The 25,217-nt window shown below is 52.6% G+C and carries 22 protein-coding genes and 1 pseudogene; 5 read left to right on the forward strand and 18 right to left on the reverse strand.

Annotation, left to right across the window (positions count from 1 at the left end; genetic code table 11):
- Positions 1-427: 427 nt before the first annotated feature.
- The 10 genes and pseudogenes from AQR02_RS15560 to AQR02_RS15605 all read right to left on the reverse strand — a co-directional run bounded on the left by AQR02_RS15560 (position 428) and on the right by AQR02_RS15605 (position 13,359).
- Entirely contained in the window at positions 428-2,101 is a 1,674-nt protein-coding gene (locus AQR02_RS15560; RefSeq protein WP_054941261.1) for an extracellular solute-binding protein, read from the reverse strand.
- Complete coding sequence (locus AQR02_RS15565; protein WP_054941262.1) at positions 2,101-3,504, reverse strand: response regulator transcription factor; 1,404 nt, start codon at positions 3,502-3,504, stop codon at positions 2,101-2,103. Before AQR02_RS15565 ends, AQR02_RS15560 begins: the two co-directional genes overlap by 1 nt.
- A complete protein-coding gene (locus tag AQR02_RS15570) occupies positions 3,497-5,245 on the reverse strand; it encodes a sensor histidine kinase (RefSeq protein WP_054941263.1) in 1,749 nt (582 codons plus the stop codon). The genes AQR02_RS15565 and AQR02_RS15570 overlap by 8 nt, the downstream gene beginning before the upstream one ends.
- Before the next feature lie 134 nt (positions 5,246-5,379).
- On the reverse strand, positions 5,380-7,215 hold the full coding sequence (locus AQR02_RS15575) for a type 2 periplasmic-binding domain-containing protein (protein WP_054941264.1): 1,836 nt from the start codon (positions 7,213-7,215) through the stop codon (positions 5,380-5,382).
- 143 nt (positions 7,216-7,358) lie between these two features.
- The gene (locus tag AQR02_RS15580) at positions 7,359-8,252 is read right to left on the reverse strand and encodes a carbohydrate ABC transporter permease (RefSeq protein WP_209444164.1); all 894 of its coding nucleotides are present in this window, start codon (positions 8,250-8,252) and stop codon (positions 7,359-7,361) included.
- A gap of 13 nt (positions 8,253-8,265) precedes the next feature.
- Complete coding sequence (locus AQR02_RS15585; protein WP_054941266.1) at positions 8,266-9,225, reverse strand: ABC transporter permease; 960 nt, start codon at positions 9,223-9,225, stop codon at positions 8,266-8,268.
- Between the two features lie 198 nt (positions 9,226-9,423).
- A pseudogene (locus AQR02_RS15590) lies at positions 9,424-10,307 on the reverse strand (SMP-30/gluconolactonase/LRE family protein).
- A 95-nt stretch (positions 10,308-10,402) separates the two neighbouring features.
- Positions 10,403-11,941 (reverse strand): MDR family MFS transporter, encoded by a 1,539-nt coding sequence (locus AQR02_RS15595; protein ID WP_054941267.1) that lies wholly within the window; start codon positions 11,939-11,941, stop codon positions 10,403-10,405.
- Positions 11,942-11,994: 53 nt separating this feature from the next.
- Entirely contained in the window at positions 11,995-12,372 is a 378-nt protein-coding gene (locus AQR02_RS15600) for a cupin domain-containing protein (RefSeq protein ID WP_054941268.1), read from the reverse strand.
- A gap of 363 nt (positions 12,373-12,735) precedes the next feature.
- Positions 12,736-13,359, reverse strand: coding sequence for a 50S ribosomal protein L25 (locus tag AQR02_RS15605; RefSeq protein ID WP_054941269.1), 624 nt, complete (start codon positions 13,357-13,359; stop codon positions 12,736-12,738).
- Between the two features lie 307 nt (positions 13,360-13,666).
- Between AQR02_RS15605 and AQR02_RS15610 the strand changes: the two genes are divergently transcribed.
- From AQR02_RS15610 to AQR02_RS15620, 3 genes are all read left to right on the forward strand, one after another.
- Entirely contained in the window at positions 13,667-13,960 is a 294-nt protein-coding gene (locus AQR02_RS15610; protein WP_054941270.1) for a GNAT family N-acetyltransferase, read from the forward strand.
- A gap of 67 nt (positions 13,961-14,027) precedes the next feature.
- Positions 14,028-14,879 carry a GNAT family N-acetyltransferase gene (locus tag AQR02_RS15615; RefSeq protein WP_054941271.1) on the forward strand — a complete coding sequence of 284 codons (852 nt, stop codon included), beginning with the start codon at positions 14,028-14,030 and terminating at the stop codon, positions 14,877-14,879.
- Between the two features lie 228 nt (positions 14,880-15,107).
- The gene (locus AQR02_RS15620; protein ID WP_054941272.1) at positions 15,108-16,178 is read left to right on the forward strand and encodes an SDR family oxidoreductase; all 1,071 of its coding nucleotides are present in this window, start codon (positions 15,108-15,110) and stop codon (positions 16,176-16,178) included.
- A gap of 49 nt (positions 16,179-16,227) precedes the next feature.
- Here the strand turns inward: AQR02_RS15620 and AQR02_RS15625 are convergent, their stop codons facing one another.
- The 5 genes from AQR02_RS15625 to AQR02_RS15645 form a co-directional block, all read right to left on the reverse strand.
- Positions 16,228-16,611 carry a winged helix-turn-helix transcriptional regulator gene (locus tag AQR02_RS15625; protein ID WP_054941273.1) on the reverse strand — a complete coding sequence of 128 codons (384 nt, stop codon included), beginning with the start codon at positions 16,609-16,611 and terminating at the stop codon, positions 16,228-16,230.
- 67 nt (positions 16,612-16,678) lie between these two features.
- Positions 16,679-17,377 (reverse strand): hypothetical protein, encoded by a 699-nt coding sequence (locus tag AQR02_RS15630; RefSeq protein WP_209444165.1) that lies wholly within the window; start codon positions 17,375-17,377, stop codon positions 16,679-16,681.
- Between the two features lie 83 nt (positions 17,378-17,460).
- The gene (locus AQR02_RS15635) at positions 17,461-17,913 is read right to left on the reverse strand and encodes a flavodoxin (protein ID WP_054941275.1); all 453 of its coding nucleotides are present in this window, start codon (positions 17,911-17,913) and stop codon (positions 17,461-17,463) included.
- A gap of 195 nt (positions 17,914-18,108) precedes the next feature.
- On the reverse strand, positions 18,109-18,474 hold the full coding sequence (locus tag AQR02_RS15640) for a VOC family protein (protein ID WP_054942126.1): 366 nt from the start codon (positions 18,472-18,474) through the stop codon (positions 18,109-18,111).
- Positions 18,475-18,573: 99 nt separating this feature from the next.
- A complete protein-coding gene (locus tag AQR02_RS15645; protein ID WP_054941276.1) occupies positions 18,574-19,437 on the reverse strand; it encodes a helix-turn-helix domain-containing protein in 864 nt (287 codons plus the stop codon).
- 241 nt (positions 19,438-19,678) lie between these two features.
- Between AQR02_RS15645 and AQR02_RS15650 the strand changes: the two genes are divergently transcribed.
- Positions 19,679-20,542 carry a class I SAM-dependent methyltransferase gene (locus AQR02_RS15650; protein WP_054941277.1) on the forward strand — a complete coding sequence of 288 codons (864 nt, stop codon included), beginning with the start codon at positions 19,679-19,681 and terminating at the stop codon, positions 20,540-20,542.
- 3 nt (positions 20,543-20,545) lie between these two features.
- The gene (locus AQR02_RS15655; protein ID WP_054941278.1) at positions 20,546-21,292 is read left to right on the forward strand and encodes an RluA family pseudouridine synthase; all 747 of its coding nucleotides are present in this window, start codon (positions 20,546-20,548) and stop codon (positions 21,290-21,292) included.
- A 57-nt stretch (positions 21,293-21,349) separates the two neighbouring features.
- On the opposite strand, the gene AQR02_RS15660 is transcribed toward AQR02_RS15655, so the two are convergent.
- The 3 genes from AQR02_RS15660 to AQR02_RS34365 all read right to left on the reverse strand — a co-directional run.
- Positions 21,350-21,781, reverse strand: a complete 432-nt coding sequence (locus AQR02_RS15660) for a MarR family winged helix-turn-helix transcriptional regulator (protein WP_054941279.1) — start codon at positions 21,779-21,781, stop codon at positions 21,350-21,352.
- 217 nt (positions 21,782-21,998) lie between these two features.
- Positions 21,999-24,440, reverse strand: a complete 2,442-nt coding sequence (gene gyrA, locus AQR02_RS15665; RefSeq protein WP_054941280.1) for a DNA gyrase subunit A — start codon at positions 24,438-24,440, stop codon at positions 21,999-22,001.
- Positions 24,441-24,773: 333 nt separating this feature from the next.
- Positions 24,774-25,217 (reverse strand): toprim domain-containing protein (locus AQR02_RS34365; RefSeq protein ID WP_245237490.1); only part of this gene is annotated, 444 nt, incomplete at its 5' end.

The following is a 25,217-nucleotide window of genomic DNA, read 5'->3' on the forward strand; positions in this document are numbered from 1 at the left end:
CGGCCGCTGCGGCCGATGTTACTGAAGCTCCGTAATGATGGTTGTCTGGAGGGACTAGCCGGAACATAAGAAACAGGCCGGAGTTTCCTGTTGGAGACTCCGGCCTGTTTTTGTGTTAACAACTAAAAAATGTAGTGGGGTATTTCTTAAGGACTCAGTAGCCGTTATTAAGTGTAAAAAGAGTGAATCGGCAGAGTTACAGACTCAGATGCAGTTATTACGGTAAAAACACGTGTTATCGCCACCATATTCAACTAATAAGACTTCCTGTGTCCGTTACAGTTCACAGCATCGAATTTATCAACAAATAAGTGCAATGGTGTCCGCACTCAGCAGTTTCAAAGAATTGCTGATACGATTGATCGCAAGTGTGCTTCATAAAGTGAGATTAACCGTGAGTGCCCAAAATTTCTTGTAAGTACTGCCTTCATTCACCGCCTTTGCTGTTGACGATCTCCGTTACCTCTTGCGTAATAAGATCTCCACCCATACGCTTCCAGTCCTTCACGAAATCATCAAATTCGCTCACCGGAGTTTCTCCGACGATAATATTCAGAAAGGTCTCGCTCTCCAGTGTCTGCAGCTTCGGCCACACGCCTGCCATACCCGGTGTACTGCCGTAAAACACGCTGCGCACCTGCTCGATTGCCGTCGTGGTTAAGACAGCGACACCGTATTTGTAAGCATTGGTTGCCTTCCAGCCCTCCAGATTCTTCTTGGGCTGCTCTTCCTCAGCGAGCCAGCGGTCATAGAGCAGCCGGGTGTCCGGATCCAGCAGCTCCGGATCGATTTTGCCGTGCAGCGCCTGCTGCACATCGGCATAATGCTGCTCAATGGCACCGCTGTAATCAATCAGCAGGTCGAACGGGTAGTAGGCCCGCAGCTGGATGCCGGTCTCGGCCGAGAAATCGTCCAGCTTATTGACCTCTGCCGTATTGGGGTCCCGTCTTCGCTCCAGCCGGGTGAACATATTCAGCAGCTTCACAACAGCTTCTGGATGCTCATAGCCCTTGCGGACCACCAGGTAGCGGTCTGTCACCGGGGCCATGTGGGCAATGAATTTGCCGCTGCTGTCCAGCGGAGCGGCATACGCCCGCCACTCTGCCTTGGTATCGGCGGCCACCGCCTCCGATAAGGGGTAATACGGCATCCACCAAGGACCGAAGAACATGCCGGAATGGCCGGAAATAATCGGCTCCTGGGTCTCTTTATAGAGAGCAAAGCCGGGATCGATCAGCCCGCGCTTGTACCAGTCGGCCAGCTTAGCCAATGCCGCTTTGGTCTCGGGAGTGATCGAACCGTATACAGTAGCACCGCTGCTGTCCTTTATCCAGTTGGTCGGAAAAGCATGGAAGGCGCTGAAGACCGCATCAAGGCCGTTAATATGCGGCTTCGTTCCATATACAATATTTTTGTAGGCGCTGAGGCCGGAGGTGTCGCGTTTGCCGTTCCCGTCAGGGTCTTGTTCGATGAATGCCTTGGCGATTCTTTCAATATCCTCGAAAGTGCGGGGAGCCGGCAGCTCCAGCCGGTCCAGCCAATCCTGGCGGACCCACAGCAGCATCGGAGAATCCGCATTGATCGCTACATTCGGCAGGCCGTACAGCCGGCCGCTGCGGGAGGCATCCTCCAGCGCCTCGCCTCCGGTTGAGCTGTACATGTCCTTGATCAGCGTAGAGCCGTACTGCTGGAAAGTGCCGGTCAGATCAGCTATCATATCGTTGTCGATCAGCTTCTTTAATTGATCCCGGTCGACAACCATCGCATCCGGCAGATCGTTGCTGTCAATCGCCAGCTGGGCTTTTTGCGTATATAGCTCTTCACCTTTGGCTTCCCAGGAATGTATGACTTTGATATTCGACAGGCTCTCCAAGTAACGGGAAACCGGATTATTGTCATTACTGTCTCCGTTGTTCAGCCGGGAATCGGGGACCTTGAAGCCAATCCGCATCGTAACCGGCTGCTCATATTTACTGTAGGCGGCAGTCTCGGCAGAATTGCCTTGCTGTGCCCCGTTTGATTCCCCAGAAGAATCTTTGCCGCCGCAGGCCGGCAGACTGAGCAGCGCCAGCACTGAGAGGATAACACCCCGGGTCTTCATTATAGCTTCATCCTCTCTGCACGGTAATCGCTTGGCAGCCGGCCGACCCGTTCCCGGAACAGCCTGCTGAAATACCGGTCATCCTCAAAGCCGGATCTGCAGGCGATCTCATGCACCGGATAGTTTGTCTCCAGCAGCAGCGATTTGGCCAGCTCAAGCCGCATTCCCCGCAGGACTTCGCCGAAGCTCTCGCCGGCAAAGCGGGCGAAGCACTGGCTGAAATAGCCCCGGCTCATATTGATATACGCGGCGACATCCCCCTGATTGATTTTGTCCCCGGCATGCTGCTTCATATACCGGACGGCGCGGATGAGGCAGAACATCAGCTCCTTGCTCAGTCCCAGCTCAACCATCCGCCGCTGAATATGAGCGGCGAACTGCCGCAGCCACTGCTTCCAGCGGCACCAGTTCACGTTACCGCCAGCCGCAGCCGCCAGTTCAGCAGCTTCGTCCGGAGTAAGCAGCAGCGGACTCCAGCTCTGAAGCATCGCGTGGCCGAAGGCGGCTATCGCCTCAGGGGAAGGCTGCTGGCACAGTACACCGGCGGTGAACTCCTCCCAGTCGGCCCGTTCAATCGTCCACCTGAGATTCTGCGCAGCTTGGAGCACCGGTTCCTTCCCGCTTGCATTCCTGTCACTGGCCCAGGCCAGCTTAAGCTCCGGATAACTCAGTCTGGCCGGTTCTTCCTCACCGCTGTAATAGAACAGCGCCATCCGTGCCGCCTTAGCCAAGACCTCCTCCAGCTCTTGGAGGCTCTGGCCGCGCAGCCCGCTCACCAGCGCCGTCTGCCAGCGTCCGTCCAGAACAGGGCTGAGCTCCCGCTGCAGCTCCTGTTCACTAAACCGCTGAGGGAGTGGCGACATCCACTGCTCCCTCAGGGCAATCAGCGGCTGGTTCTTCACCAGCGAGAGCTGAAACAGCTCCTCTTCATTGATTGGAGCCTTTAAGGGCAGATAGAGCACCGCCCTGTCCGCGGTCATCACCATGCCTGCCCCGCGGCTAAGCGACTCCCTTGTGCTGTCCTCCCATTTGATCCGTTCCACCAGCCGCGAGATCGTTTCATCGGCATTTTCTACCTCAAGCAGCGTTTTGACAATATAATCAACTGCCCCCAGGCGAAGGGCTTCCTGCACATAGTCAAATTCATGATGACAGGTCAGCACCACGCAGCGGATGGCGGGAAACCGCTGCCGCACCTGCCGGATCAGATCAAAGCCGGACATGCCCGGCATGGTGATATCGACAAACAGCAGATCAGCCTCCTGCTCCCGCAGCAGGGCCAGTGCAGCATTACCGTCTCCGGCTTCGCCGACGATGACGACACCGAAGGACGGCCAGTCAATCAGTGAGATGAAGCCTTTACGCACCAGGCGCTCATCATCGACAACAACAGCTTTAATCATCGAAGTCCTCCTTGCTCTTACGGGGGATAATGATGGATATCGTTGTTCCTTCGCCCTCTCCGCTTTTGATCTGCAGTTCCATTTGCCCGTCGTAGTAGGTCCTCAGCATCCGCATCACGTATGCGAACCCGATGCCGAGCCCCCGCTTTTTGGCGCTGTCATCCGAGAGAAGCTCTTCAATCTGCGCGTCGTTCATACCAGCACCGTTATCCTTTACACACAGCTGTACTTCATTGCCGCCGTGCGCCTTAATAATGACATCCACTCTGCCGTTGTCACTGAGTCCGTGATAAATCGAATTTTCCACCAGCGGCTGGAGCAGGAACCGCGGCACAGCCGCTGCAAGCACATTATCTTCCGCCTGCACATTGAACTCGAATTCATAATCATAACGGATACGCTGCAGCTCCATATAATTGCGGATCGCTTCAATTTCTTCGCCAATCGTCACAATGATGCTCTGTTTGCCAAGATTGTAATGCAGCACCTTCACCAGCAGGGTTACCAGCTTATCAATTTCCTTCTGCCCGTTCAACCGGGCAAGCCACTGTACCGTGTTGAGTGTATTATGCAGAAAATGCGGGTTAATCTGGCTGAGCAGCTTCTCGATTTCAAACTGGCTTTTCTGCTTCTCATTACGGGCAACGGCCTGAATCAGCTCATTCACCTGATCTTTCATCTGCTGGAAATTGCTCAGCACGAAATCGAACTCCTCCACATTCGTAAACGCAACCGGTGCGGTGACATTTTCGGCCATCCGGATAATCTCCACATTGACCTTGCGCAGCGGACCATAGATCTTCTTCCAGATCAGCCAGGCCAGAACTCCTGCGAACAGCAGCGTCAAAAGAGCCAGCAGAATCATTTTGTAAAACCAGGTGTAAATCTCGCTGTTGAACACTGATTTCTTAACGACGGCCACCAGCTTCCAGCCCTGCGGGCTTTCATAACGGAACAGATGATAGCCATCCAGAACTTCATGGCCCTCACCTCCTCTTGTTCCGGCGGCTTTGACAATTTTGCCGGGCACCTCGCCGTCTATCTTATGGGTCAGCGTCCCGCTCTGGTTCACCAGCAGATGGTTCACTTTCATGCCATAAGCTTCCTGATTGAAAATTTTCCGCAGCAGGCTGTAATTCGTCTCCAGGTAAATATATAATTCGTCCCGGCCGTTTACCCGGACAATCCGCTGCTCGGAGAAGACGACATTGTCACCGACAGCATACATCGTGCTATGCGGCCCGAAATAGTCGGCTCCGTTATAGCGCATGAAAGAGGGGAGCGTGCTAACATCGAAGCTCTGCCGGGTGCTCATGTTCGTAAACAGCACAGGGTCCTTGCTGCCGGGCATGATATAAGCTGTCAATCCGATATAGGGATTGGTGAAATTGACGAGATTAATCTTCTGGTTAATCGAATTCATAATCTGCGATTTGCGGTAAATCTGTTTCTCCTGCAGAAAAGAATTCATTTCTTCCACAATCTGCCCGTCGAGCGCGAACTGCTTAGAGGCAAAATCCAGATTGTCGATCGCATTTTCCAGGCTGAGCGCTTCCTGGCGCAGACTCGCGCTGATGCCGCTGCCGATTTTGCCGGACAGAATCGAATAAATTGAAGTATAGGATACAATTCCGACAATCAGAAGCGGCAGCAGCGTGCCGATCAGCAAATAAATGACCAGCGTAGTCCGCAAAGATTTCACTGCCGGAGCATGGCTCTTCCCTATCTTCTTTCTGCGCATTCCGCTTGCTCTCCTCTTTTAATGAAAGCGTTTTATCACCTGGTATCAGAATACCAGATTCTTCCCGGACTGAACATAATAAGGCAGCGCAGCCTTTTTTGCCGCCCTGCCTTATGGCTATGATTTGAGCTGCTTTACTTTACACTTTTGCGGGCTTCAAACAACTCTTCAGCCTTTTTAACCGAGAAATCCATCACGTCGGCATAGCCGAGGCCGTTCACCTTATCGTGCATTTCTTTATTCAGCTTATCAAATTCCGCCTGATTCTTCGCAAACACCATCTTCCAGGAAATCTGCTGGATCACGGTGCCGATCTGTTTGTTTTTCTGTTCCAGCGTTTTGTCCATGGTTAGCGGTTCTTTGCCGGTGAAGCCCTGAGGAGCAACGGCGAGCAGATTATTTTTCTCAAAATATTCCTTGGCCGTCAGCACGCCCATCTTCGCTCTCCAGTCACTGTCCAGCTTCGACGGATTACGTTCCAGCGTTGTCTTCCACAGGTTGTGGTCATACGGCTCGTTAGTTTCCGGATTCACCATCGCCGGAACCACAAATGAGAAGTTCATCTGGTTAGAGCCGTAGTAATAATCGCCGCCGCCGTATTCTTCCGGCACTTGTGTATTCTGCTGGTCAGTATAGGCCTTCCATCCAAAGTCAGTAACGACCGGCTGGCCGCTTGCGTCAATATCCCAGGTCAGACCCTTCGGACCATTCGGTACAGCCGTACCGCTCCCTGCGGAGAGCATCGCGCCTTCCGGTGTATACATCCAGTTAATGAACTCCATAATCCGCGCCGGGTCCTTTGCCTTAGCACCGATCGAAATAATGCCATTGCCTCCGTAAACATTGAATCCGGTGGAATACATCAGCTCATCTTTAAACGGCACCAGGGCGAAGCCCTTTCCTTCGGCTGTTCTTTCCGCGGTATTGTAGTTAGCTGCGCCAAGCCACGGGAACCAGGAGAACAGCAGACGGCCGTCCTTGTATTTCGCTACAACATCATCGAACTTCTGGGTCAGGGAATCCGGATCAAGCAATCCCATCTGATTGGCCTCGTAATACAGCTTCAGTGATTTCATGTACCAGCTGTCATCGGAGAGGAAATCATAATATTTCTCTTCATCGGCTTTGACATAAAGCGCTGTATCCGGAATCTCATCATAACCCAGCATGTTGGCGAATTGCTTCGCCAGCGTCATTTTGTAGTTGCCGTCCCAGTCCGACCAGAGCGAGAAAGCATAGGTTTTCTTACCCTGCTCATTCTTCGGTTCAAGCTCCTGCATCTTTTTCAGCACAGGCAGATAGTCTTCGATCGAGTTAATCTCCGGGGCTCCGATTTGCTGGTACAGATCCCAGCGCAGGTCCGGCCCCCAGGTCATATCCTTGCCTTCGGACGGGCCGGAAGGGTTGGTTGCCACGCTGTTGCCGATGCCGTAGACCGCGCTGCCGCCGCCAAAAGCAACTTTGGCCTTCTCTACAGCTTTCGGGAACTGCTTCGTGATATCTGTACCGTATTTGTCGAGCAGGCCGTCCTGGGTCCAGTCCAGCAGCAGCTTGCCTTTGATCGCATTCGGATAGTGGTTCTTGTCATCCCCGAAGATGATGATGTCGCCCAGATCTCCGGAAGCCATCATTGCAGAGATTTTGGTATCCCCGCCGGTCAGGTTGGAGGCAACGATATCCAGCTCAATATTGAATTTGTCCTTGATCACTTTCGCGAACCAGCCGGTTTGCGGCCCGGCATAGTTGGCAGTCGTTGAGAAGACAGTGAGCTTAAGCGGCTTGGAATGATCCAGAGTGCCGTCATCCGGCGCCGATGTTGCTTCTGTAGTGTTTGTCGCTTCAGCCGCAGGCTTATCCGTGCTCTCCGCCTGGTTAGCATTCCCGCCGTTATTGTTCCCCCCGCCGCAGGCTGCCAGCGCGAATACCATTACCGCGCACAGCAGCATCAGCGATAATCTTTTAAATCTCATCTTCATTCCCCCTAAAAGTTTTGTGGGCATCAAGTTTGTGAACATGTACAGCATTGAATCAGATGATGAACTATATAAGTACAAGCTCTGCCTGCCGGCGGAGCAGCACTCCAAATCCTCAGGATCAGGCGGCCTATACTAGATCAGCCTTTGACCGCACCGATCATAATGCCCTTGACAAAAAACCGCTGGAAAAACGGATACACAATCAGAATCGGCAGCACCACAATCATCGTCACCGTCATCCGCACGGAGGTTGGCGTCTGCATGTTCTGGACACTCGCCGCCATATCCGGGGAATTGCGGATCAGTGCCGCCAGCGAGCTCGACTCGTTCAAATACCGCCAGAGTAGGAACTGCAGCGTAAAGTATTTGGTATCTGTCATCAGGAATGCGGTGTCTATGAAGGAGTTCCACTGATTGACTGCCGAGAAAATAGTGATCGTCGCCAGAATCGGCGTGGTCAGCGGCACAATAATACTCCAGAACACCCGCAGATACCCTGCCCCGTCGATGCTTGCGGATTCCTCCAGGGAAGGCGGAATCGCCTCCACAAAGGTTTTGACCAGAATGATGTTAAACGGGGTAATGATCGTCGGCAGAATATAAGCCAGATAATTGTTAGTCAGATGCAGATTGTGCATCGTGATGTACCAGGGAATCAGTCCGGCGCTGAAATACATGGTGACCACAACGCTGCGGTACCAGATCTGGCGGCCCCACATTTCTTTTTTGGTGAACAGGTAGCCGAGGAAGGCTGACGCGCCCACAGTCAGAAGGGTTCCGATAACCGTCCGGTAGACCGATACAAGCGCCGCATGGCTCAGCCCGCTGATCCGCAGTACCTTGGAGTAGTTGTCAAAATGAATTTCCCGCGGATAAAACTTGATGTACCCCGCCGCGCTGAGATCATTGGAGCTGATCGTGTTGATGAACAGATAATAAAACGGATAAATGCAGCTCAGTGTGAACAAGCCGAAGAGCACGTAGATGATTCCCTGGAACAGGGTATCGCCTGGCTTCAGTTTCTTGCGCAATGGAATCACCCCTTTAAATAATGGATTCATCCCGTACAGCCTTCGACAGCGTGTTGGCTGCGAACAGCAGCGCTACACTGACGATCGACTTCAGCATACTGACGGCTGTAGCGAACGGGAAATTGTTGGCAAAGGCGATATTGTACACATATAAATCCAGCACCTCTATCGCATCCTTGTTCATCGCATTCTGGAAGGCAAAATACTGCTCCATCCCGTTGTTGACGAAATTGCCGATGGAGAGCAGCAGCAGCACGAAGAAGGTTGGAATGATGCCGGGAACGGTAATATGCCAGATTTTGCGGAACCGGCTGGCGCCGTCCACTTCTGCCGCCTCATACAGTTCCTGGTCAATGCCGGCTATCGCGGCCAGATACAGGATAGCGCCCCAGCCGAGCGACTTCCACCAGTACCAGGCAATCATGGTCAGCCAGATATGCGAGCTGGAAGCGAGAAAATTAAAACCTTCGTCCACTACACCGAGCTGTACCAGAATATTGTTCACGACTCCGTTATCCACAGAGAATAGCGAGAATGCCAGCGCGTACACGAGAATCCAGCTGATGAAATTCGGAATCGTCGTCAGCGTCTGTACGAACTTGCGGTACCAGCCTGCCTTAACCTCCGTGAGCAGAATCGCGAAGATTACCGGAAATACCGAGGTGACCAGTCCAAGCGAGCTCATCGCTACCGTATTCTTCAGCACACGGAGCACTTCCCCAGTCTGCGTAGGGTTCTCCACCATCGTGCGGAACCATTTTAGCCCGACATATGGCGTGTCCGACAGCGGTATGCCCGGGATGAAGTCATAAAAGGCATAAATCCAGCCGCTGATCGGCAAATAATAGAAAATAAAAGTAATCAGAAGAAACGGTAACGCCATCAGGAACAGTTTGTGTTTGTTCTGTATCCTCCTGCGGGTCGGGTGGACAGGCTTCACACTGCGCAGCAGCTTGCCAGAAGGGACTCCCATGCCTTTATCTCCTATATCCAGATTTTGTTTACGCTTTCATCCTAACAGAATGGAAATCAGAACCGGGAGAGAGGACAGCAACCCGTTAGCGGAGAACGGTCACAGGGTTTCGGACCATTTTCACGGTGCATTGAACCGTTTTCCCGGCGTATTGCAGAAAAAAAGCCCCCCGTCTGGACGGGAGGCCTGCTGCTGATTTTATTGAGATACACCTTTGAAAATATTAGCTTCCACACCCTGCACTCCGGCTTTGAACTTGAACAGCCCGCCCGTAAGCGGCCAGCGCTGCAGCTCTTCTTCGCTCATCCCGTCCCGTGCCGTTGTAATATACAGCTCATCTAATGCATCGCCGCCGAAGGTGCAGGAGGTGACATTTTTGGCCGGAACTTCAACCTTGGTGAGCTGTTCCCCGGTGTGGGGATTCCAGCGCGACACACAGCCGCCGCCTCAGTGCGCAACCCAGAGCATGCCTTCACGGTCAATCGTCATCCCGTCCGGGTCACCGGCGCCCTCCGGAACAAGAAAGACCCTCCGGCGGTTATCAACGGTGCCGGAATGTACATCATAATCCATGACGTCTACACCCCGGGTTGCCGTATCAATATAATACATCCGGCCGCGCTGGTCATCCCAGGCCAGACCATTGGAGATGCTTATGCCGGTTAAGACCCGGCGCACCCGGCCATCAAGCTCCATGACATACAGACTGCCCGCCGCCTTTGTGAAATCCATACTCATCGTGCCGAACCACAGCCTGCCGCTGCTGTCACATTTGGCATCATTCAGCCGGTTGCGCGGATGCTCAGGTTCTACCGCAGCAATCCGCTGCTCCGGCTCATTTTCGCTGAAACGGTATAACCCGTCCTGCAGTGCAAGTATCCAGCCGCGGCAGCTGCCGGGACTACGGCACTGATCTTTTTATCGAAGGTATAGATCTTCTCGTTCTTTGTCTTCGGGTCATAGCTCCGCAGCTGCTTACCCTCGATATTCACCCAATACAGCCTGGCGGCCGTATGATCCCAATGGGGGCCTTCCCCCAGCAAAGCCTGTGCGTCTACAACCAATTCTGCTTGACCTGCCACTTTGAAATCCTCCTAACCCACTCGGTCAAATTTCACTCCCGTCTATTCTACCTGCGATTTCAAGGATATTCCACTTCTAGCCAGCTGTTTACCGGCTAATGCCCCGTGGCAGCCGGCTCCTCCGCGGAAGCATCCATCTTCTGACGGCCCATGAAGCTGGCGGCAAGCAGGGCAAGAACAGCCGGAATGACGGCCCAGGCGAAGGTTCTCACAATCGAGGAAGACAGCCCGGATGTGATAACTGACAGAATGTCAGGCGGAATTAATGCTCGTGTATCCTGGGATAACAAAGCATGCGGATCCTTAATATCAAGAGCCGGTGCAGAGGCCGATCCTCCGCCGCCTGAGATCATGCCGGCCAGCTTCGACGAAAAATAATGACTCTGGATGATGCCAAAAGTAGTGATTCCGATCGTCATGCCCAGGGAACGCAGGAAGTTGAGCGTCGCACTGGCAGATCCGCGCTGCTGCGCGGCCAGCCCATGAATAGCCGCCGTGCTTAGCACCGAGAACGAAGCCCCCACACCCAGGCCGATCATGATCATATACAGGGTTACCAGCAGCCTCGATGCATCCGGGGTCAGTGTAGTGACAAGTGCAATGCCCAGCACCAGCAATGCGAGTGTGGGAAGCATCAGACTGCGGTAGCTGAATTTAACCATCAGGAACCCGCCCATTGAAGCTGTTATAACGGAGCCTACCATCATCGGCAGCAGGACCAGGCCTGAATTTGTAGCCGAACCGCCAAGCACGCCCTGGATAAAGATCGGTATGTACACGGAGGCGACGATAAATGCGGCTCCGCTGAATAAGGCGCAGAGGATGCTGAAGGCATACAGCCTTTTCCGGAACAGGGCAAAAGGAATAATCGGCTCCTTCGCTGTTCTCTCCGCAAGCAGGAACAGCACGGTAAGAACCACAAAGGCAGCGAACAAGCCCAGGATGACCGGAGAACTCCAGGCATACTCTTTCCCGCCCAGCTCCATTGCAAACATCAGGCTGATTACCGCCCCCAGAAGGGTTCCGGCACCCAGCCAGTCGATCGGCTGCTTCGAATGCTCCACCGACTCGCGATAAAAGCTCACAACCATCACCAAGGCGAGCAGCCCTAAAGGCAGATTAATATAAAACACCCACTGCCAGGCGATATGATCGGTAATATAAGCACCCAGCAAGGGTCCAAAGATGCTGGATAAGCCAAAGACCGCGCCGAAGGCCCCGCCCAGCTTGCCGCGCATTTCCAGCGGCACGGCATCGTACATAATCGCAAAAGCAATCGGCACGAGCGCACCGCCCCCGATTCCCTGAACAGCCCGGTAAGCGGCTAACTGGGTAATCGTATCTGCCGTACCACAAAGCGCCGAACCGGCCATAAATACGATGGCGCCAAAAATGAAAAACCTCTTCCGGCCGTACATATCCGAAAGCTTACCGAAGATCGGCATCCCCGCCATTTCCGCAACGAGATAAGCCGAGGTTACCCAAACAAATTTATCCATTCCGCCAAGTTCACCGACAATGTTGCCCATCGCTGTGGACACAATCGTACTGTCCATAGAGGCCATTAGAATCCCCAGCAGCAGACCTGCGATAACAATGCCCAGATTAGGCGTTTTTGCTTTGGCTGAGTTCATATGACCCGCTCCTTTTTTTCGAGTTTAGTTCATTTCAGATTTAATCCACCGGCTTAGTCGCAGCTCCGGGGAATGTCCAGACTTCCGGTCATAAAGGAAGAAGGCTTCATACCTTCACTTTCTATTACAATTCCTGTTAATCCGTTTGTCGTTTTGGTTTCGTGCCATTCGTCCTTCTGCCAGAACACTGCATCTCCAGCCTTGACCTTAAAATATTCATTATCTCCACCTCTAACCTCTCCCTCCCCGGCTATAATTAAGAGGATTTGAGGTGAAACAGCCTGATGATAGCCAATAATACCATCCGCTTCTAAATACATACACCCAATATGAGCACCCTGTGTAGTTTGAATAATTCGGGACATCAAAAAATCGGAATCATATGTAGAAATCCTTCTGCCCGTCTCTTTATCAAATCTGTAAAACTCCATTGCTTACCTCCTTAATAGATATGCAGCATTTTTATTTCAGCTTACCACTCAGCTGTTCCACCGGATCTGTAAGGCTCAGCCGTCTGACTAGCCGTGCCCTTCGTCAAATATCAATTCCGCCGGTATGGCAGCTTTCTTTCCGCCAGCTTTTCGACTAATTCATGAAGGGAGATATAGCCATATAAGATTGTACAGCATACCAAAAAAGCAGACCTCCGCCCCGGGGTGGATTTCCGCTTTTCCGCTAAAAACTACTTCATTTATCGTTATTGCTCCCTGTGCCTGAAATGCAAAAAGGAGCAGGCCGCTCCCGGTTAGGAATGGTCTGCTCCTGTCTAAACTATTTCAACAAAATGATACTGCTTACTCTTCTGTCTTGCCTTCATCCGCATCTGCTGCGGCTGACGGTTCGGCAGTTTCAGCAGTTTCGGAATCAGCAGGTTCTTCCAGAGCTGCCGGTGGCGCAATGCGCAGAATCAGCGTATCCTCAGGTGTCAGTACTTCCCAGCCTTCATGCTTAGGCAGATCCGAAACCAGCAATTGATCACCGATATTAAGGCTGCTGATATCCACATCGAAGGTGGCTGTCAGCTTGTCCGGCAACGTGCGGATATCCAATTCATACAGCTCTACCTGCTGGATGCCGCCGTCCTTCACACCGACAGGGTCGCCAGTAAAGTGGAATGCAACCTTTGTAACCAGCTCCGCCTTCATGTCAATCTGATGCAGATCCACATGCAGCAGCTTGCGTGACAGTGGCTGGCGCTGTACTTCAGCAATTACCGCGTTTTTGATACCAGAACCGGGAAGTTCTACTTTGAGAATCGCCCGGGGGTTCTTGCCGATAATTTCAGTAAGGGCCTTTGCATCTGCAGTAAAGGATTGCGTATCTGAACCTGCACCGTAGACGACAACCGGTACAAAGCCTTTTCTCCGCTGTGAAGAAGTCGAGCCGGATCTTTCAGTCAAACGAACTGTAGTATTCATGATATTCCTCCTAAAGGTTGTGAGTATTAAAAAAACAAGACCAATTAGATGTAAAGGTCTAATCAGTCTCTTATTAACCATATTTGCCTGCTGTGGAATCAGTATAGCACTGCCGCAACATCAAGTCAAAATAGGGAAAAATTCAATTATAATACATATTTATAATAAATTATGCTAATTCACAGGCTGCAAAGTGGCCGACATAATCATCATGGCAGCCTATGTACGGCCGTCTTGCGCGTTTTCTCGCTTTTTCCAATTCAGGATAGTAAAATAAAGGAACTACAAGAAGGCAGGAGTGAAGAATATGGATCAAATTGAACATGGAGAAAGCCGTTTGTATATTGCTGGTGACGGAAAAGACCTTGCTGAAATTACATACAGGCTGGAAGAGGCGACAGGAAATTGGATCGTTGACCATACCTATGTCTCTGAAGACCTGCGCGGACAAGGTACAGGCGAGAAGCTGGTTCGGGCAGTCGTGGACAAGGCCCGTGAAGCTGGCGTCAAAATCATCCCGGAATGCCCTTATGCTGCCAAGCAGTTCCAGCGGCACAAAGAGTATGCGGATGTGCTCAGCGGAGACGGAAGCTCGTCTTAGGACCGCGACCGTTTCCTTGAGGAATATGAAATTATGAGAGTTCGCTCTAACTCGAGGAGGAAACGGATTGACTACTGCTGATACTTTAAAGGATATAGAAGAATTGCAGCAACGCTGCGAACAATACGAAGGCATATCGCTGAAGCTGAATTGGGATATGCTGCGGCACTCCCCGGAAGCCGGTGGAGCAGAGTGGCTGGTGACTTACGAAGAAGATGTGCTGGTCGGCTTCATCGGATTATACGGCTTCAGCGGCGAGATGGAAGTATGCGGGATGGTCCGCCCGGGCTACCGCCGCAGAGGAATCTTTACCTCGCTCTGGGAGCGGGCACAGACGATTATCAAGCGGAACAATATCACGACGCTGCTCTTGAATGCTCCAGCCGCCTCGCTGTCTGCTTCCGGCTTTCTGAAGACCTTGCCGCTCGTATTCAATCATGCCGAATACCAGATGAAATGGGATGCGGCAGCTGTGCCACAGGGTTCAGCTGAAGCAAGCTCTGCAGCCGGAACTGTAATCCTGCGTCCTGCCCGTGAAGATGAGGCTCATATTCTCCTCGAACTGGACCGCGAAGGGTTCGGTATAACACAGGAAGATGCGGCTGAAATGTTTGAGCAGCAGAAGCATGAAGCTCTGCAGGAGCACATCATGATCGAAATGAACGGTCAGCCCGCCGGCAAGATGCGGCTATGGACAGAGAACAACGAGACCTGGATTTACGGCTTCACCGTGGATAAGAAGCTGCGCGGGCTCGGCATCGGACGCAGCGCACTGCAGCAGACCATTGAACGGGAGCGCCGCAATTACAATGGCGTGAACCTGGAGGTGGCGCTTGATAACCCCAACGCGCTGAAGCTGTATGAAAGCTGCGGTTTCGTGGTTTTGAACAAGCAGGATTACTACCTGTATACCGGCTGAGCAAGGCCATTTTTATTAACTTGGATTGCCACTAATGTGATGTATTGAGCCCCTTTTCTTGGCAGTTTCCTGCTGAGCTAAGGGGCTTATTAACTGTCTAATCCACGCAGCAGCCGTTACCTATGTTACTTCAAAGTTCCTATATGACCTCAAAGTGCGTACTGTTCATCCTGTCTACAGAGACTCATAATGCAGAGGAAGCCAGCACACAAAGGGAGGAACAATAGTATGAATCAGCAGGAAACGGCAATGCGCAAAACAGCCCTCGTGATCGGGGCCGGCGGGGTCATTGGCAGTAATCTGATCGGGCATCTGGTTACTCTGCCGGAATGGGACATTATCGGTGTGTCACGCCGGGGCGGTGATAATACGGACCGTATCCGTTATATCTCTGCCGATCTGCTGGATGCATCGGATACCCGGCAGAAGCTTGGGAGCCTTAGAGAGGTGACGCATATCTTCTATGCAGCCTATCAGGACCGTCCAACATGGGCAGAGCTAGTACCCCCGAACCTTGCGATGCTGGTTAATGTAGTTGAAGCCGTTGAGCCGGCTGCGCGCGGACTTCAGCACATCAGTCTGATGCAAGGCTATAAAGTGTATGGCGCGCATCTGGGACCATTCAAAACCCCGGCCCGGGAAACAGACGCCAATCATATGCCGCCTGAATTCAATATAGATCAGCAGAACTTCCTGGAACAGCGGCAGGCAGGGAAACAATGGACTTGGTCTGCGCTGCGCCCTTCCGTCGTATGTGGAGTTGCATTGGGTAATCCCATGAACTTAGCCATGGTCATTGCTGTCTATGCTTCTATTTCAAAAGAACTTGGCATCCCTTTGCGCTTTCCCGGCAAACCGGGAGCTTATCACAGCCTGCTGGAGATGACCGACGCCGGGCTGCTGGCCAAAGCAACCGTGTGGGCCGCCACCCATGAGCGCTGTGCCAATCAGGCTTTCAACATTACGAATGGCGACCTGTTCCGCTGGGACGAGCTGTGGCCAAAAATAGCCGCCTACTTTGAGCTGGAAACAGCACCGCCGCTTCAGATGTCATTGTCTGTTGTCATGGAGGATAAAGAACCGTTGTGGGACGCAATGCTCAAAAAATACGATTTGGTTCCTAATAGCTACCAGAGTGTTTCTTCCTGGGCATTCGGGGATTTTGTCTTCTCCTGGGATTACGATTTTTTTGCGGACAGCAGCAAGGCGCGCCGTGCCGGCTTCCATGAGTTCGTAGACACGGAGCTCATGTTCCAGGAAATCTTCGATCTCCTGCGCGAACGCAAAATCATCCCATAATCCCCTTCCAGACATCTTTAGATTGCAGAAAGACAGCCGGTCTCTAAATTCAGAGACCGGCTGTCTTGTTAATCCATTCGCGTTCAGACAACACAACAGCCTTGTCGCCATAAGTCCGTTCAATATGGGAATCTCCCCATCTGCACAGCAGGTGAAGAATGTCCCGCAGACTCCATCCGTATTCGGTCAACTCGTACTCTACTCTCGGGGGAACTACATTGTAAGAGATCCGGTGAATAACACCATCGGCCTCCAATTCGCGCAGCTGTTGTGTCAGCACTTTCTGTGTAACGGCTGGCATCAGGGCCATAAGCTCCCCGTTGCGTTTCTTGCCAAAGGTAAGGAAGAAAAGAATAACCGGCTTCCACTTGCCGCCGATGACTTCAAGCGTTGCTTCCACCGCGGTATTATAGGTTTTGATCGGTTCTGGCATTGGTTCTGGCACCTCCTGCCACTACCTTATCTCTCCTCCGCCCTATTTGGCAAGCAGAGCACCCGAATTACATCAGTCCGAATCCGCCAAAGGAAGCCTCACTCTTCTCGTTCCTGCGGTCACCGACACTTACCTTATGGTCCGCCGAATCCTCCTGGCTCAGGAATACGGACAGCAGCCGCACGTAATCCAGGGATTCTTCAAGCGCCACACCGGCTCCGTCAAATATATGCCTCCGTCCATCCATCAGCGAATAGATTTCAATCGTTTCTGCCGGTTCCCCATAAGCCTTGTGGCAAAATACGTTGGCCATATGCAGAAATCCGGTGATCACTTCCTCGTTGCCGGACACCATGAATTTCTGTATGTTCAGGCAGCGTCCGCTAACCTCTGAATTCCAGACCAGCTGAAAGATCATCGCCAGCTCAATTGCCAGCTCCGGGACCGGAATATGCCACTGCTCATAAAGCATTACCGGTATTTCCCGGATGTGATTGCATGGTGCGATCCGCATCAGCTCATCGCCCACCGCGGTCTTCACATCCCAATAATGCATCAGCGACGGAAAAGCATTCCCCTTAGGCGGCCAGCGCCGTTCAAGCAGAAATTGAATAGGCGTCTCCCGGCGCACCTCAGGCTGCAGACTGTAGAAATCGTTAAGCGTGTGGCCGATAGCATACTGCACCTGCTGCCTCCAGCGCGGGAGTCCCGTGGCTGCAGCTCCGCTGTCCGGTACTGCTGCCCCGCCCAGCATGATGTGCTCCATCCGAAAATCATTCAGCCGGGTATATTGTATAGCAGGTAGAGATGTTCTTCCCTCCGCCAAGTTTCCTGCCGCTCCGCCCATCTTTAGGAAACCGCCGCGCAGGTCTCGGTAAACTGGCGCCCGAAATTCCGGCAGGCCTCTTTTTCCGCAGCATTAGGCCCGTATTCAATCTTCAGGCTGGCCTGAACTATCTCAGCTCCGCGCTCCTTCAGCTTCGCTTCAATCTGGTCCACCGCCCCGCAATAGATCGAATATCCGGTGTCCCCGCTTCCGAAGGCAGCTGCTTTGTAGGCAGACAGATCCAACTCATCCAGCTCTTCGTAGAAGTCGAGGAATTCATCCGGCAGCTCACCGTCACCCCAAGTATATGCGCCCAGCAATACAGCCTCATAATTCTTTATCTCAACCGCGTTGCAGTCGGTCACCGATTTCAAGACAGCTTCTCCGCCCGCCTCGCGTATCCCTTCAGCAATCAGTTCAGCGATCTCTTCCGTATTACCGGTCAAGCTGGCGTATGCCACAAGCACCTTAGCCATTTATTCCGTCCTCCCCAAGATAAACATGAAGTATAGTCATGGTCCCATCTCGTAAACGAAACCATGATTTGTTATCCTTATTCTATTTGATAATGATTCTCATTGTCAACATTGAAAAAGCGGATAGTAGCCATCCTTCTGGCTAATGTCCGCTTTTCTCCCCTGAACCATTTATCAGGCAGCTTAACAACAAGTTTAATAGGCGCCTTCCAGCAAGGTTATCCCGTTGCCGTCCGGATCACGGAAATTCATTTCCTTGCCTCCATATTCCATCGTAACCGGCGGCTGACAATCCAGTCCTCTGGCTTTAAGTTCTTCATAAGTTTCATCAAGGCTGCTGCAGGAGAACACCAGATTAACGACGCCAGTCGTATGCTTGCCCCACTTATTCTCGTCCCAGATGATCAAGCCCGGCAAACCGCGTTCAAAGCCGATCTTGGCCCCGTCACTATTACCGAATCCTTCAAACGGAACCGGAATCCCCAGAATCTCTGCATAAAATGCCGCAAGTGCCGCCGTATCCTTAGTGTACAGATTGATGCCTTCAAAAGCAGAAATCATAAAGGTCCCCTCTTTCTTATACTGTGATGTAAGCCGGACACCGGCTATTGTAGATAGTTTACCTCCTGCCGGATTCTTTGTATTGCAAAAAAACGACATTCACTGCCGTGAATACGCCAATGCCTCCAGCGGAGTCCGGCCTGCATATCTCTTGAAGCTGTTGTTTAAATGTGACTGGTGGCTGTAACCATATGCATAAACCAGATCCTGAACATTGCGGAGATGCGGTGATGGACGGCATAAATTCAGCCATACATTCTGAAACCGTACGAGATCAGCTGTTTTTTTGGGCGAGATCCCGGTATACTCCCGGAACAGCCGTTCAAGCTGGCGGCTGCTCAGGCCTGTACTGTTCTCCAGTCCGCTTGCCGACACGACTCCTTTATGATGTAAAATGGTATGTATTGCATTCATCAGCCCGTTATTGCTCATTCGCGCCTGGTCCAGCCGGCGCAGCAGATAATGCTCAGCAGCAGCAATGCGTTCCCCAAGCGTCCGGGTTTCGGGCAGCCTGTCGCCTAATTCCCTGCGGAACGACCGGAAGTATTGATCCACTTCACCGCTAAAGTTCAGCACATCCTTCAGATGATCATCCGCAAACAGATGCACCGCCCAAAAATGAAAACGGATGGCAAAGCGTACCTTGGGTTCCGGCATCCCCGATGCTTCCACTTCAAACGGTGTATCATTAATCCCGCAAAAGAAACCTCCGGCAACGCCTGTTGCCGCATCCCACTCCCAGATGATATCCATGCAGGTGTCGGGTATAATCATCTCCCGGGTTGTCAGCGGGCCAGGCAGCGTGTCCGGCTGAGCTGTAAGCTCCCTAGTCTGACCGTCCGGCCCTCCCGTAGTGCCCCAGAAACAGCGGATATACGGCTGCAGTGCCTTGCATGGAGTGAACTCTCCGGCTCCATCCGGTCTTGCCGTTATCGGGTAATATAGCTTTGCAAGGTTATACATTACGATTCCGCCTCCGCTTTCTCCCGTTATCTAACTACTCCAGATCATACACAATCCATGACGGCAGCGCCAGATGACGGGCGTTCTAAGAAATCCCCCTGTATATTTGGAAATATTATGTATCAGACCTAGTATGGACAGACTGAGAATAGTCGCAGCTTTGCAACCTTTTTGTTTGTAGCCTCCGGGTTAAATGTTGTACAATAAAGGCTAAATGAATTTTTTGAAGGATGGATAAAAGATGTATATAGCAGGCGATTGGAAAGACTACGAAGTTATCGATACCGGAGGCGGAGAAAAGCTGGAACGCTGGGGCGATATTATCCTGCGCCGCCCGGACCCGCAAATTATCTGGCCCCTGGCAAGTGAGACAGCCAAGTGGCGCGATGTGCACGGACATTATCACCGCAGCTCCGCCGGCGGCGGACAATGGGAAATGAAAAAAACGATTCCGGACGACTGGAAGATCAGCTACGGTAAGCTGAAGTTCCACCTGCGTCCGACCAACTTCAAGCATACGGGCCTATTCCCCGAACAAGCGGCTAACTGGAGCTGGATGATGGACAAGATCGCCGGAGCGAACCGTCCGATCTCTGTACTCAACCTGTTCGCTTATACCGGCGGAGCAACTGTGGCGGCAGCCAGTGCGGGAGCTTCGGTCGTACATGTGGATGCAGCCAAAGGCATGGTTCAATGGGCGAAGGAAAATATCCAGCTGTCCGGTCTTAGCGAACGTCCGGTCCGCTTCATTACGGACGATGTATTCAAATTTGTGCAGCGCGAGCAGCGCCGGGGCAGCAAATATGATGCAATCATTATGGACCCGCCTTCTTACGGCCGCGGCCCGGGTGGCGAAATGTGGAAGCTGGAATCCAGCCTCTATCCGTTCCTCGAAAGCTGTATGGAAATCATGAGTGACAGACCGCTCTTCATGCTGATCAATTCCTATACAACAGGCATCTCGCCGACCGTTCTGCGGAATATGCTCTCCATGACCATGGGCAAACGCTACGGCGGTAAGCTGACTTCCGGTGAAATCGGCCTGCCGATCACTTCCTCCGGCATGAACCTGCCTTGCGGAATTTTGGGCCGCTGGGAGGCGTAAGCCATGAATATGCAGCATGGCGGCGCTGGTGAAGAGCCGTACAGCGGACAATCCCGCTTTGAGGTATTGTTCGAAGACAATCACCTGTTAGGCATTGTAAAGCCCGTTAATATTCCCGTCCAGGAAGATGCAACCGGTGATCCCGATCTACTGACCCTGCTCAAAGAAGATGTGAAGGAACGTTATAAAAAGCCCGGCAATGTATACATGGGCCTCGTTCACCGGCTGGATCGTCCTGTAGGCGGTGCGATGATCTTCGCCAAAACCTCCAAGGCGGCTTCCCGGCTCTCCGAAAGCGTCCGAACCCACGCCTTCCGTAAGGTCTATCTGACCGTTGTCCACGGCAAGCCTTCCGCTTCCCAAGGACGCCTGGTCAATACACTGCTGAAGGATGCCAAGAGCAACACCGTCACCATTGTCCGCAAAGGTACACCCGGCGGCAAGGAAGCCATTCTTGACTATACGGTTCTTGGAGTAGCTGAGGGCTTCAGCCTGCTGAAGATTGATCTGCTGACCGGACGCTCACATCAGATCCGGGTGCAGCTGAGCGGCATCGGCTGCCCGCTGTTCGGCGACCAGAAATACGGCTCCGCCGTGAACAGACCGGGACAGCAAATCGCCCTCTGGTCATCACTCGTAGGCTTTCCGCATCCGGTAACCAAAGACGATATCGAACTGATTTCATTGCCGCCCCAGACCCATCCCTGGAGTCTGTGGCCCCAGCAATTGCAAAAGCAGGCCATCCGCTGACGGATGACCTGCTTTTTTATAGGAATTAATTCTGTTCAAGAGTTCAGATCATGGTATTTACGGCGTAGAACCTTCGGGTGCCGGAGCAACCGCCATCTTGCCCATTAGATAAAGCAGCAGCTGCTGGTTATGAGACGAAATCGGGTCAAGCGCTTCGGCAAAAAAATCGCTGCGGATCTTTAGGCCACGCTCCGTCTCCCTCTTTCCAACCTCCGTAATACTCACCCAAACGATCCGCCGGTCTGCGGCATCACGTTCACGGACAATCAGTCCGTTCTTCTCCATCCGGTCCAGGAGCATAGTGACCGCTGCCGGGCTAGTCGCCAGATGCGGAGCCAGATCAGAAGGCTTCATTGCGTCACGCTCCTGAAGCAGTTCCAGTACGGTGAGCTGGGCATCCGTCAGTGTAGGGGCAAGCTTGCTGTCCATATGTAGTTTATAGTCTTTCAATATTTTATGCCAGATTTTACTGAATTCAGAGGAGTGCACACTTATTCCTTCCTTTCCCTGCGGATCTCTATCCGGTATACCTACATTTTCGAGAAAAAAATTCCATTTCCTGCAAAAGAAAAAAATAAAAATGTGTTACAGCCCCCGTTACCAAGGAGTAGTTAGTTCAGAGTTATTTAAAACGGCGCGGCAGCCAGCTCTTAGAGAGCGGCCGCACACGCCGTTGGGGTTTTATCTCTATGTGTGTTGATCCGGATTATTTAATGGCCGGGTAAAGCGTAAGGATCTCATCCTTTTTCTCCACAGGAACCAGCTGTTTGCCTGTAGAACGCCGCTCACTCAGCGGTGCAGCTTCTGAAGTGAGGGTGTGAACAAGTCCATCGCGGGTAATTGCGATAAGTTCCAGCGGCTCCTTGCAGTGGAATGCACCTGCGATCCGGCTGCCGTTCGGCCGGACACGCTTGCCTTCCTTGAACTCGAAGGTTGGCATGCCCTTGCCTCCGCGGCTCTGTGAAGGATAATCCACCATCAGGGTACGCTTGGCGTAACCGATGTCCGTGACGGCGAGAATCTCTCCCTCATCTTCACTGACCCAGAAGCAGGATACCACTTCATCGCCCTCGCGCAGCTGGATGCCTCTTACCCCGCTGGCCACTCGGCCCATCGGGTTCACTTCATTTTCTTTGAACCGGATGCTCATCCCTTCGCGGGTCACAAGCACAATGTCCTTGTCTCCGCTGCTCAGTGCCACTGTAATGACCTCGTCACCTTCAGCGACCTTGCAGGCCGCAACAGCTCCGGAACGGCTGGTAGAGTACTCCTTGAGCTCCGTACGCTTCACCTGGCCCTTCCGGGTGATGAATACAAGACTGGCATTCGTATCTTCCAGATTCGGGGCCGGCAGTACACTGACGATGCTGTCGCCTTTTGCCAGACCGATGACGTTAACGACCGCAGTCCCCGGCTCTTTCCACTTGAATTCCGGTATCTGGTGAACCGGCAGCAGGAAGTACTGGCCCTTGCGGGTAAAGATAAGCAGGCTGTCCCGGGTATTCAGATCGAGCAGCTTGACGATATGATCGCCTTCCTTAACACCCGAAGCATGTCGTTCGCCGCCTGATCGTGTAAAGGACAGCATGCCGGTGCGCTTGATATAACCGTCGGCTGACAGCGCCACCAGCACATCCTCAGCGTTAACCAGCACTTCGAGGCTGACTTTCAGCTCTTCGACCTCTCCCTGAATCAACGAACGGCGGTCGATGCCGTATTTGTCGCGGATCTCCAGTAATTCCTTGCGGATAACGGCCACCAGCTTCTTGTCACTGTCGAGAATACCGCGCAGCGTGGCAATCCGGGCCATCATTTCGTCCAATTCCTTCTGCAGCGAGTGAATCTCCAGATTCGTCAGACGATACAGCTGCAAGGTAAGGATGGAATCGGCCTGGCGTTCACTGAAGCCAAACATCCAGACCAGGTTATTCTGGGCATCCTGGCGGTTCTTGGAGGCCTTAATCGCTGCAATAACTTCATCCAGAATGTTGAGCGCCTTGACCAGCCCTTCGAGAACATGAGCACGGTCTTCAGCACGCTCCAGGTCAAACTGGGTGCGGCGGGTAACGACTTCGCGCTGGTGGGCGATATAAGCCTCCAGGATCGCTTTTAGCCCGAGCTGCTGCGGCGCCTTGTTGACGATCGCCACCATGTTGAAGTTATAAGTAACTTGCAGATCGGTTTTCTTGAGCAGGTAAGCCAGAACCCCTTGAGCATCCGCTTCCTTCTTCAGTTCCACCACAATACGCAGGCCATCCCGGCCGCTCTCGTCCCGCACTTCTGCGATACCGTCGATCTTCTTCTCCAGACGGATATTCTCCATCGAGGTAACAAGACGTGATTTCACGATTTGGAACGGCACCTCGGTAATGACAATCTGCTGCTTGCCGCCGCGCAGATTCTCAATCTCGGTCTTGGAGCGCAGGTAGATCCGCCCTTTGCCGGTGCGGTAGGCATCAATGATTCCGTCACCGCCCATAATTGTCCCGCCAGTCGGGAAATCAGGGCCTTTGATAAAGGTCATGATATCTTCCAGTTCGATGTCCGGCTTCTGCATCACGGCGATGCAGGCGTCGATAACCTCACGCAGATTATGCGGAGGAATCTCCGTAGCGAAGCCGGCAGAAATTCCGCTCGTGCCGTTAACCAGAAGATTCGGATACCGTGAAGGTACAACTACCGGCTCCTTCGCGGTGTTGTCAAAGTTGTCTTTGAACAGCACGGTCCGCTTCTCAATGTCACGCATCATCTCCAGGGCGATCGGTGACAGGCGGGCTTCCGTATAGCGCATCGCTGCCGCCGGGTCATCATCCATGGATCCCCAGTTGCCATGCCCGTCTACAAGCACATGCCCCATCTTCCAGGGCTGCGCCATACGGACCATACCGTCATAGATGGATGAGTCTCCATGGGGATGATAATTCCCCATTACGTCCCCTACGGTTTTGGCCGATTTGCGGTACGGCTTGTCCGGGGTATTGCCGGAGTCGTACATGGCGTACAGGATCCGGCGCTGCACGGGCTTCAGCCCGTCCCGCACATCGGGGATTGCCCGGTCTTGAATGATATATTTAGAATACCGGCCAAAGCGGTCACCGACGACCTCTTCCAGAAAAGCCGGCGAAAATTGTTCTGATAAACTGCTCACTTGGCTCACCTTCTGTTCCTCAATCTATCTGATTCAAAAGCGTGTAGTGATCTGACCGTCACTCCGGAGAATGTTTGGACTTCCGGCCGCTGTTGTCTGCAGATTTCTTGATTGTATACCGCTGTTCGCGGTGGAAATCCGCAGACAAAGGCGGTCGCTAACGCTCCTACAGTTCCAAAATTCCCCTCTGTTCCTCTAATCACCAAGCTCTGTAGAAACGGAAGTATTCGTCACTTCCGCTAAAACGGCATGCCGCATAGAATCAGCGGCATGCATTTGGCCCGCTGGGCTGTAAGCCGCCATAAGCTCAGCCAAGAGATCTAAATCCCTGCCCTACTCCACAATTTCCGTAAAATCGACGTTCTCGACAATCCAGCGCTTGCGCGGATCGACTTTGTCACCCATCAGGGTGGAGACACGGCGCTCCGCTTTGGCGGCATCCTCAATCTGCACCTGGAGCAGTGTGCGGGTATCGGTATTCATCGTCGTTTCCCACAGCTGATCCGGGTTCATTTCCCCGAGTCCTTTATAACGCTGCAGCTCAAAGTTTTTGCCGAATTCCTTCAGGTAATTCTGCAGCTCCTCGTCGCTCCAGGCGTAACGCACCGTTTCAAGCTTGCCTGATTTGCGCGTCAGCTTATACAGCGGCGGCTGGGCGATAAAGACCTTCCCGGCATCAATCAGCGGCTTCATGTAGCGGTAGAAGAAGGTCAGCAGCAGCACTTGAATATGCGCTCCGTCCGTATCGGCATCGGTCATAATAATAATCTTGGAATA

The sequence above is a fragment of the Paenibacillus ihuae genome (assembly GCF_001368795.1).
GTDB classification, from domain to species: domain Bacteria; phylum Bacillota; class Bacilli; order Paenibacillales; family Paenibacillaceae; genus Paenibacillus_AQ; species Paenibacillus_AQ ihuae.